Source organism: Haladaptatus sp. W1, from assembly GCF_001723155.1.
Classification (GTDB): domain Archaea; phylum Halobacteriota; class Halobacteria; order Halobacteriales; family Haladaptataceae; genus Haladaptatus; species Haladaptatus paucihalophilus.
Genome location: NZ_MEIH01000143.1, coordinates 1 through 8439, shown reverse-complemented (window position 1 = coordinate 8439; position 8439 = coordinate 1). Strand labels below are relative to the sequence as shown.

6 protein-coding genes and 1 pseudogene are annotated in these 8439 nt (G+C 53.3%); 2 read left to right on the top strand and 5 right to left on the bottom strand.

Annotated elements, in window-relative coordinates:
- Positions 1 to 3 precede the first annotated feature (3 nt).
- On the top strand, positions 4 to 1227 hold the full coding sequence (locus tag BG842_RS07965; protein ID WP_139136060.1) for an RNA-guided endonuclease TnpB family protein: 1224 nt from the start codon (positions 4 to 6) through the stop codon (positions 1225 to 1227).
- 68 nt (positions 1228 to 1295) lie between these two features.
- On the opposite strand, the gene BG842_RS07960 is transcribed toward BG842_RS07965, so the two are convergent.
- The 5 genes from BG842_RS07960 to BG842_RS07935 all read right to left on the bottom strand — a co-directional run bounded on the left by BG842_RS07960 (position 1296) and on the right by BG842_RS07935 (position 7192).
- A complete protein-coding gene (locus tag BG842_RS07960) occupies positions 1296 to 2306 on the bottom strand; it encodes a sodium:calcium antiporter (protein ID WP_069450362.1) in 1011 nt (336 codons plus the stop codon).
- Positions 2307 to 3759: 1453 nt separating this feature from the next.
- Positions 3760 to 4101 (bottom strand): helix-turn-helix transcriptional regulator, encoded by a 342-nt coding sequence (locus BG842_RS30535; protein ID WP_069450360.1) that lies wholly within the window; start codon positions 4099 to 4101, stop codon positions 3760 to 3762.
- A 38-nt stretch (positions 4102 to 4139) separates the two neighbouring features.
- On the bottom strand, positions 4140 to 5480 hold the full coding sequence (locus BG842_RS07945; RefSeq protein WP_069450359.1) for a bacterio-opsin activator domain-containing protein: 1341 nt from the start codon (positions 5478 to 5480) through the stop codon (positions 4140 to 4142).
- 392 nt (positions 5481 to 5872) lie between these two features.
- Positions 5873 to 6139 carry a HalOD1 output domain-containing protein gene (locus BG842_RS07940; protein ID WP_069450358.1) on the bottom strand — a complete coding sequence of 89 codons (267 nt, stop codon included), beginning with the start codon at positions 6137 to 6139 and terminating at the stop codon, positions 5873 to 5875.
- 126 nt (positions 6140 to 6265) lie between these two features.
- The gene (locus tag BG842_RS07935; protein WP_069450357.1) at positions 6266 to 7192 is read right to left on the bottom strand and encodes a bacterio-opsin activator domain-containing protein; all 927 of its coding nucleotides are present in this window, start codon (positions 7190 to 7192) and stop codon (positions 6266 to 6268) included.
- Between the two features lie 715 nt (positions 7193 to 7907).
- On the opposite strand from BG842_RS07935, the pseudogene BG842_RS07930 reads away from it, so the two are divergent.
- Positions 7908 to 8439: pseudogene (locus BG842_RS07930) on the top strand (ubiquinol-cytochrome c reductase iron-sulfur subunit); the annotation flags it as partial.

Below are 8439 nucleotides of genomic sequence, written 5' to 3'. Positions count from 1 at the left end.
CTCATAGAGACACTGGAACTCAAGCTTGTGGACCCGAATACTCACAAGCATCAGAAACTCTGTGAGACGAAACACGCCTACCAACAGGCACTCGAAGCCGCGTTTAACGCTAACTGTACCACACCGACAGCGGCGAACGACGTAGTGGTCAACTACGACCTGAGCGGGTACGCGAAGAACGCGCTCAAGCAGTATGTCCCACAACTCTGTGGTGGAAGCTACGACGCGAAAGAGCTTCAGGACGACCATCCCGTTCGGTTCACGAACGAGAGGCCGAAGCTTGACCACAAGCCCCAGAACGCCATCGAGTGGTACGTGAAAATCCCGCACCACGCCGACTACCACCTCTGGATGCCCGCCCAGCCAAATCCCAAGCAACGGGAGTGGCTTGAAGCGTTGCACGCAGGAGACGCGACGATGGGTGAGTGTCGGCTGTTCGACCGTGGCGGTGAGTGGTACTTCCACATCGTCGCTACGCGAGACGTAGTAGAGCGAGAAATCAGTTCGGCGGAGACGCCGATTGGGGTAGACATCGGGGAAGCCTCTTTGGTAACGGTGTGTCACCGTGACGAGCGCGGCACCCCGACTGCACCCAACCTCTGGAACGACGAAGGCAAGCGAGTGCGACAACTTCGTGAAACGTACTTCACGGCGACTCGACGCCTTCAGCAACGCGGAAGCGAACGCATCGCTGAATCCTACGGCGACGAGTTGTGGCGACACATCGACCACATTCTCCACACGGTCACGTCGGAGGTCGTCGCCTACGCCAACCAGTTCGAGAATCCTGTGTTAGTTCTGGAAGACTTGACGCACATTCGTGAGAACATGGACTACGGCGCGTTCATGAACCGACGGCTCCACGGATGGGGCTTTGCGAAGATGCACGCGCAGATTCGCTACAAGGCGGCTGAGAACGGGATTTGCGTGGAAACGGTGAATCCCGTGTACACCTCGAAGACGTGCCACTGTTGTGGAGAACGGGGCTACCGTCCGAAGCAGGCGACGTTCAAGTGTTCCAACTCGGAGTGTTGGGTTTCGGAGTACCAAGCAGACGTGAACGCCGCGCTCAATATTGCAGACCGCTACCTCAGCGGAGAGAGCCATTCAAGAGAAGACACGGATGGCGATGACTCGGCTGAGGAAGGGGGACGTTTGACCGTCCCACAAGACTCCCAAGCCGATGCTGATACCCAGCAATTGACGCTTGGGGCGTATGCGTCTTGAAACCTTAGGGCCACGCTCGGCCTGAAATCCCATGGTGGGATTCCCGCGACTTGAGGCGCGGGAGGAGGTCAACCCCCGGGGAGCGTCCGAACGATGCCGGTGGTTTCGAGTATCATCCAGCAGAGAAAGAGAGCATAGCCGACGATCAAGCTGTACGCCTCTGGTGTGGTCAATTCCATCTCCGTTCGGAGGAACGAAAACAGGATGACGGTCGCGATGACCAGCACTCCCATCATCGGAACGGCGAGCGCGAAATCGACCGGTGCCGCTCCAGCGATGAGTACACCCGCTGGGATTGCCACCAGCAGGTCGAAAGTGTTGCTACCGAGCACGTTCGCGAGGCTGGTGACGTCCTCGTCCCTGCGCGCGGCCTGCACACTGACGAATGCGTCCGGAAGACTCGTCGCCGCGGCGAGTATCGTCAGCCCCCACAGAAACGGTGGCGTTCCAAACGCCTCGCCGAAGGTGAGCGCGGCCCGGACGAGTCCCTCCACGGCGACGACGATAACGACGAGACTCGTGACGAGACGAATCCACTCTCTACCCACTCGGATGCTCTTCACCTGGGGGACGCCGTACTCCCGAGAATCGAGATACTGGATGAAGACGTAGAGCCCGTAGAGACCGACCAACGGAAGAACGAGTAGGCGTGTCACCTCCCCAGTAAGGTCGCCCCCACCGCGTGGATTGTAAATGACTGCCAGCGCGAAGGTTAGGAGGAGCGACGCCACAGCGAGCATGTAAAATAACGCCTCCTTGTAGACGACATCTCTGCTCGAGGTGTACCTCTCGGTGACCAATCCGCTCATCCCCGGTATTACGAGGATGTTGAATATCGCCGACCCGACGATGGCACCGACTCCGAGATCGAACTCTCCGTGCAGCAGCGTCGAAAGGACGGTACTCGACAGCTCCGGGAAACTCGAACCGATGGCGGTGATGATCGCCCCTTGCACGATGGCGGGTAAGCCGTAGTACGCGGCCAACTGTTCGCTTGCATCTTCGAGCCATCCGCTCCCTTTCCAGATGGCGGCGGTGGCGAGGATGGCAATCGACGTGGACCAGAGCAGTCCTTCCATCACCTACTCATCGATAGCAACGAGTATCAATCAATACCAAACTTCTGGACAACCCCACGTGTTGTGAGGACACGTCGAGATACCCGTTGTGGCCGATGACAGACACGACACAATCTCTCTAAGCGAGTGCACGGTCTCTCGGCAACTGTCTCTGGATATCTCAACACTCGGAAGATATGAGTATTCGTTCTGTCATTCATTTGCACCTCGTATGGCTACGAGGTAATATAGACATATGACTACCAGCGTAGCAATTACCATCAACCGATTCATAAGTCTGGTTTGTTGGTCCGATTTCCTGATTTTGCGACCATCTCTGTTGTTTGGGCCGCTTGTGATCCTTGTGTTTCGGCATTGACTGCTATCTGATCCAACGGACGCGACATCAGGTATCCCACAAACGGTCCGATGAGCCGCCAGTACCGTCGGAAGGCTCGACTGGCGTTTTCGTCCGTGGTTGCTGTCCGGGCCTCGTAGGACAACAGTGTCTGTTCCTCCCCAACTGGGCGAGTCGAGAGCCGGGTTGCGGGCTTCGCAAATCCGGATTCATCGAATGATGCAAAGTCCTCGGAATCAATCTGTCGCCGTTCGATTTCTGGCTGCCAGAATCTTCCAATGGCACCAAAGACTAACTTTTTGCCCGGTTCTTCGTCTAGCTGCGTCCACTTGCTTGTCTGTGGTACATCAACAATTCATAACTGTTCTGGAGGTCCTTCTGCGGCCGTTCCTCGGATCCACTCTGAGAGCCTTCGTGGAGCGTCACAGAGTTGACCAAGCGCGCGACCGATAGAACTGAGAGCCATTAGATCGCTCGTCAACATCGCTTCATAGGTGGTCTCCGGGTTTACCTTTACCTGAATGCAGGCGCTACGGCCCTTCCTCAACGAGCGTCGAATGGCGCGAGCAGTACGGATACAGCGTTCACAAGAGCGTCGCTCTTGTGTGCGAACGAGACGCAAACGCAGCGTGGAACATCCTTTCTCGCGGTATCACAAAGGGGGTAGGAACGGGATGCTCCGAATCAACGTCACCAGAAATCTTCGATTTCTGGTTGGCGAACGAGACGCTTCGCGTCTCGTCAACGCTTGTGAAGACTGCGCTCTCTCCGGACGCCGTTGTGTCTGCAAAGCGCGTCATCGAAGCAGAAAGCCCCGTCCGCAGCGAGGCCGTTAGGCCGAGCAGGGCGGGGTAGTTCACCCACCCCATCTCCACTACGGTCTCAAAGAGTATAGAACAGACACCTAGGCTTTGTGTTGAGCGTGGGCCAATTCACCACAAACGAAAAGCAATCTACCTGTATCTGCATGTCTGGTAGATTCCTACGCACATCATCCATGTTCACGGCATTCTATTCTGCACAGTTCAGCCAAGAATTAAATGACGGGGGATTCGTCCGGTGTATCTTCGGAATCTTCGGCCGCAGTGTAGGTCGTCCCTTCTCAGCACCTTCTGTTCAATCGTCGGGATGATTGGTTAGTGGTTCCAGATAAGGCTTGATACTGTTGAATGCTGAACCCTTCATCACTATCTGTTTATTACGGTCCCAGCGAATGAGGTCTACATCTTCCAACTTCGGAAGGTGAATGTGGTGCAGTTGCAACGCATCGAGGCCACTAGTATCGTCACTGAGTTCGTCAAGGGTAAACACAACCTTTCGTTGGGGAGATGACTTGGTAAGAGTCATTAGGATGTGACGCCGATGCGGGTGGCAGAGGACGTCAAAAACCCGATCTAATGTGGCTTCCTCGCCATCTGGTTGGTGTTCTGATATTTGTTGGTGGTGATCTTTTATCATCGATGAATGCTAGAAGTGTGTCCTCAAAGCATATGGCGCTAGATGGCTAGCTCTTCGAAGAACGATTGAACAAGATTCAGTTCCGCTTTTCGTAAGTGGCGTAGCCAAGTTGGTGTAGCAACACCCATCGACAAGGCGACTTCCTCTGCAGTGCTCTGGCGTGGCCATTCAAAATACCCGGCTAAATGCGCAGATCGCAGTGTCTCAATTTGGCGGGCTGTTAATCGGTCTTTGAGTGATTCGTGGTATTGTCTCGTGGTCATAAAGGAGCGACTTAGGTTTCGTTTCGCAACGAACTCGGATTTCGTATATTGGCTCAGAAATGTATCAACGATGGCGTGAAGATCGACATTAGGAGCAGCCTCTGCAACGATTGTCGCCGTTCCCTGATCGACGATCATTGTTCGACCACTTGTACCAGTCTCGATCAATGTTCTTAGCGCAGAGGTTTTCAAGTCTACTTCAAAGAGACCACTCGTCTCCAACCCATGAATAACCCGACAGTCGTTAACTTGATTGGCTTCCTTGGCCATCACAAGAACGTCTTCAGGCAATGCGTTTTCCACCCAGACGTAGTGTAACATCGTCCCTTTCTTTGTCGAGACCATCCCTTCGAAAGTGCAATAACAGTTAAGTCGATCAGAGACAGCGACAAAAAAGTCATTTTTATCAGTTAGTTGAAATTCCAGCTCCAGAATTTCATCAGAATGAAGGGTTTTCTGGTATCGTTGGGCGCGGTCATGCTCGCCCTGCAATTCTGCTTTGACTTCTCGGTATTCTGTAACGTCACGAAGAATAGAAAGATGACGATGAGGGAGGATATTCGGGGTAGCTCCAAATTCTACGGTTCGCTCCTCTCCATCTGCACGGACTAAGGGGAAGAGTCCACGGCTCTTATCTGATTCTTGGAACTCACGCCACACTGCCTCAAAATCATACTCCTCAGCCGCAAATTCATCGATCGATCGACCAAGAAGTTCGTCACGGGATAGACCAAAGAGGTCACAGGCAGCCGGATTGGCGTCGACATATGTACCGTCATCGTCAGCAATCAGCATCGCATCAAATGCCTCTTCAAAGATAGCTCGGAAGGTGTCATCCTCTGAAGCGAACTTATTTATCCCTTGCTTGGACTTTGACGTACGAGATGAACCTTTCTCAGCTTGTAACCACCAGACCCGACCCCGAGCTCCGACTTTTTTGGTTTGAAGTACGTCGTCTTCAACCAATTCTTGAAGTTTCTTATACGCCGTCGTCTGCGCACACTGCAATTGTTCTGCAACTTCGTATGAGGTATACGGCACTCCATGCTGGTTAGATTCGAATATCGCCTTCAAGTCGTCCTTCGATATTTGTGGATTTGGCCCCCGTTTTCCCATAGGATGGGGTTCGTGTGAGAGTACAAAACATTATTGTTGAAGATATTGTTTCGAGTTTACGCACAGGGGAATGACCCTCCTGCTGTTCTTGAATTGTGATAGTGTCCTGCATGAATGAGCTCGTAGCGGGCAGTCACACTGGATTGCTCCTCTCCCTGTATTTTGTAGGCATTCTCCGCGAGCGAGATCGTGATCTGGTCCGTTGTCGGTCGTACTTCGTGACGTCTGCTTGACGCTGGGCACGCTTCAATTGGCAGGATCGAGAAATTCCCGTCACAACATCCTCTGCATGACGTTGCGCACGGTCAAGCAGGGCTATCGGCGTCTCGTTACTTACTGCATCGACACTCACTGCGAGTGTTCGCTGGTTAGTGTTTCGACCGTAAGACTTCTCAGCGTCCGTCTAACGGTACCACTTGAACATCTCCTTTGTTTGTGACGGTGACTTCGCAGCCACTATATTCGAACACAATACGTCCAGGGGCTCGAAGCGAGCCGTCTGGTTTTGCGGCGAATAACATCTCAAGCGCATCTGGATCAATCGCGTTGTACAGCGGTTCAAGCGCTGTTGTCTCAGAATTGGTTTGGTCTGCGACCTCCCTGATAATGGCGGTGGGAAGATTCTGTGTCCTTTGTACGTCCTTGGCAGAGTTACTCATACACATCGTACTTGGCCGATAGTTCTAAATTATTGTTCTGACCAGTTCGATTTTTCATGCCGATGTTATGAGGGCCGATTACGGAGATACGAGGAGAAAGTCCCGTACATTGGCGTGGGGAGGATGTCAAAGCCGATGGCTGGTAGCCCCCTCAAAGAGATACTGAAATACAGTCTGTTCTGCATGACGGAGATGGTGATGGAATGTCTGTTTTGTAATCCCTAAACGTTCTCCGAGGTCTTCGCCTGTACTTACGCGCGGCCATTCGAAGTATCCCGCAAAATGGGCCAATTGCAGCGTGGTCCACTGACGCTCTGTCAGCGTGTTTTCCATGAGCGTTCGAAAAACTTGTGGAGTATATACGAGGCGCTGTGAAACGAGTTCAATGTCGGGATATAATTCTCGGAGATCAGTGAGTAGTTCATCAAGGTCAATCGTCTGCGGGACTTCCCCCAGTAATATCGCGTTGCTCTCGTCTATTTCTGCGGAGTTGAAATGGCCGCCATAATCCGAAAACAAACGCGTTAGCGAGTTGGGAGCCGAATGGACCTCAAGGCGGGTGGTATTCTCGACGCTGCTTATCAGACGAACGTCGTGGACGGCAGGATACTGTTTCGTTAATTCGAGATACGTAGATGTCGGGATACCTGTTGCGGTATAATACTGAATTTGCGTTCCGTCTTCGAGGAGTACGGTTCCGTCTGTCGAAACCGTAAAATCAGAACCGACGGTCTCAACGAACGGACGAGCAATTTGCTCCGATTGTAATTCAAGTTCAAGTACTTGCTCCGAGGTGAGATGACCAAGCGTTTCTGAGTCGGCTGTTGCAGTCGGTTCATTTTGTGGTTGCCACCAGATTCGGACCTGAGCACCGACTTTCTTGGTTTTGAGAGAGCCACTGTCGACTAGTGCGTTTAGTTTGCTGTAGGCAGTTCGGTGTGCGCAATCTAAAGCGTCTGCCACCTCACTCGTTGATAAGGATTCACAGGGCTCATCTCTCTGTTCGAAAGCCCTGAGAACATCCTCCGCTGTAATTCGCCGCGATTCATCCATGTCATGTCATAGGCTACCAAGGCCAATATATCCATTCGTCGCTTGGTTTGGAACGACATATTTATTATTTGATGCATCAAATTATATGTGTGGAAAATGGGCAGCAAGTGTTCGGTCAATATAGGACTGCAGGCGAGGATACAACGACCTTGAGGGCGTGAATGAATTGCCGTCTTTGGTCACTGCTCTAATTCTGACCACACGTGCCGGAACTTCTCACTTCGTTCCTCTCGTCGTGGAGGTTCAGATACTGCTTCGATGGTTATGTGGTTAATCCCGTGAGCACGAAGGAACGACTGGAGCTCCCGCTCGATATGTTTCCAGACCTCCTCCTCGGTTGCATCAGGGGTAACATCAAAGCGAACCTGAAGTGTTGCAGGGGCTGTGCCTAGTACATGATCGCGGGAACGCACATATATCTCTATTGGGCGTGAACGGAACGAATCGCAAGGGAGCGGCGACCCGATTCGGGCGGAAATAGGTGAAACGGACCGTGACGTGAGCAGTCTGAGAACGTGTATGGCAAAGGATGGTTTTCGAGATTATGACGATGTAGCAGAAAACGAACACTTACCCGGAACCGTCAGGGGGTAAGCACCGGCAGCCGTTCGATTGGCAACAAATAACAAAGGAAGAGAGGGACCTAGCGACGCCATCGCGTGAGCCGCTCGTCCACCGGCCCTGACGGGGTGAGCGACACGCAGGTGAAAATACGATGCCCGACGCAGACACCGACAAATATCCGGAAGAGTCCTCGCGCCGACGGTTCGTGAAAGGAGTCGTCGGCAGTGCGGCGTTGGCCGGTATCGGAACGGGAACGGCGGCGATGATGAAAACCGCGACGTCGCCCTCCGGAGCGGGTGGCGGGACCGTCGAATACTACGGCGTCGAGAACATCGCCGGACCCGCACCGCGGGGGATGCCCCAAATTCCGGTCGAACTCGATAGCAACGGAGACCTGAGAGGCGTGTGGCCCGAGGTGAAGCAGGTCGAACGAAACGGCAACACCGTCACCATCGCCGAACAACAGATGGGGGGAATCACGTACTCCTCCCAGTGGTTCCAATACTGTGGCGTCCAGACGTATCCCGGCATCCAACCGGACGCGGAACAGGACAACTACTTCCGCTACACGTCCTCGCAGTACACGTGGCAATCAGAATCGGTTTCCGCGGGGGATAAGGTCAATATCGACGACTTCGACGACTACAGGACGTGGGGGAACGACATCGGAAAATCCGGGCTCG

What these genes read in the sequence shown, in the direction of transcription:
- BG842_RS07960 (WP_069450362.1), bottom strand. Translation starts at nt 2,306, where the DNA reads ATGGAAGGACTGCTCTGGTCCACGTCGATTGCCATCCTCGCCACCGCC.
- BG842_RS30535 (WP_069450360.1), bottom strand. Translation starts at nt 4,101, where the DNA reads ATGATAAAAGATCACCACCAACAAATATCAGAACACCAACCAGATGGC.
- BG842_RS07945 (WP_069450359.1), bottom strand. Translation starts at nt 5,480, where the DNA reads ATGGGAAAACGGGGGCCAAATCCACAAATATCGAAGGACGACTTGAAG.
- BG842_RS07940 (WP_069450358.1), bottom strand. Translation starts at nt 6,139, where the DNA reads ATGAGTAACTCTGCCAAGGACGTACAAAGGACACAGAATCTTCCCACC.
- BG842_RS07935 (WP_069450357.1), bottom strand. Translation starts at nt 7,192, where the DNA reads ATGGATGAATCGCGGCGAATTACAGCGGAGGATGTTCTCAGGGCTTTC.